The sequence below is a fragment of the Dysgonomonas sp. PF1-14 genome (assembly GCF_029892965.1).
Lineage (GTDB): Bacteria > Bacteroidota > Bacteroidia > Bacteroidales > Dysgonomonadaceae > Dysgonomonas.
The window spans coordinates 1-1,487 of record NZ_JARXWN010000043.1 but is presented as its reverse complement, the minus strand read 5'-3'; the positions used below and the strand labels follow the sequence as shown (position 1 = coordinate 1,487).

General features: G+C 37.4%; 1 protein-coding gene and 1 pseudogene. Both read right to left on the bottom strand.

The features are described 5' to 3' along the window. Positions 1 to 509 precede the first annotated feature (509 nt). Positions 510 to 935 (bottom strand): HIT family protein, encoded by a 426-nt coding sequence (locus tag M2448_RS20295; RefSeq protein ID WP_280648004.1) that lies wholly within the window; start codon positions 933 to 935, stop codon positions 510 to 512. Positions 936 to 992: 57 nt separating this feature from the next. Further along, a pseudogene (locus M2448_RS20290) lies at positions 993 to 1,487 on the bottom strand (altronate oxidoreductase); the annotation flags it as partial.

Genomic DNA, 1,487 nt, shown 5'->3' with positions numbered 1-1,487 from the left:
TCCATTCCTTCCACATTCAGTTTATCACCTTCTTTCAGATCTTCTATAGCCACACATACGTTGTCTGACGGGGCTATTTTTAAATATTTGTTCATTTTATTTTTCTCCTAAATTTAACCTTATATAATATACTGAAAAACAGCACCTTTTGTCTAATAGTTGTCAGTTGATAATATTGAACGTAAATAAAATTTTAACTAAAAAGTAACGAATGTAATGGATTTACGTTGTTTTGACTCTTCATTACTTTCTTTAGTTGCCACGACTTTTAAGTCGTGGGTTGTGAGCCTTTTCGAAAATGACCTTAGTCAAAGCTATTCGGCTGAAGCCTTTCACTTTTCGGCTCTGTTATCCTCCAGCTAAAGCAGGAGGCAACTGATATTTTAACTAAAAAGTAACGAATGTAACGATTTCTCATTGTTTTTTATTTTCATTACTTTTTTTAGTTGCTTTCAACTGTAATCGCCGGTCGCTACCGGCTTTCTACTTTATAGATAAAGTTTTTCTTTTCACATAAGCTTACTTCTGATAGCCGCAAGCATCTCCATGTATTCTTCGTCTGTCAGGTATGTCTTTTGCGGATTCATTACGAATGTAGAACCAAAATCCGCACCATCCGTATATTTGGGTGCCAGATGTATGTGGAGGTGTGGCAATTTGTCAGAATATGCACCGTAGTTTATTTTCTCGGGAGCAAAAATATCTTTCAATGCCTGTGCTACCTTATTCACATCTTCCATAAAGGCAAGAAGTTCTTCACCTTTAAGCTCATACAATTCTTTTGCATGATCTTTATAAGCTACTACGCATCTTCCCTTGTAAGTCTGCTCTCTGAACAGGTACACTGTAGATACTTTCAGCGGACAGATTTCTATCATTAAGTCGTGCAGGGTCTGATTTTTATTGCAGTACAGACAATCGTTATTTATTGACATGATAGTAGTTTTTAGTTGTGGGAGAATATAGCAAATATTCTCCCGTATTTGTTTTGATTATGCCATTACACTTTTCATGGCGTCAAGCATTCCTTTATTCAGTATGAGCTCTACGTCTTTCGATACTTCATCTATAAAGTGAGGAACATCCGAGAAGTTTTCTTTCCACATCGACTTATTATTAACGATGCCCGATACCCATCCTTTGATATTGTTCTTATCGAATGATTTTTGTATAAATTCGATAAACTCAGGGGTGTCGTTCGGCGTAAAGTTCTTGGCAGCAGACTGTCCTGTGTACAGAACCAGTATGGCAGCAAAAGAGAATGTAGTCAGTTTCGCATTCTTGTTCAGTTTCTTGCAGCAGTCATACACTGTCGGATAGTCACGCGTTTCCCATTTAGAGATGGAGTTGAGTGATATGTCTTTCAGATAATGTTTCAGATACGGATTGTAGAAACGTTCAAGTATTTTTGCCGCAAATTCTTTCAGTTCGTTCGGGTCTTCATCTATACATGGCAGTACCTCTTCGGCTACCATGCGGTTGATGTA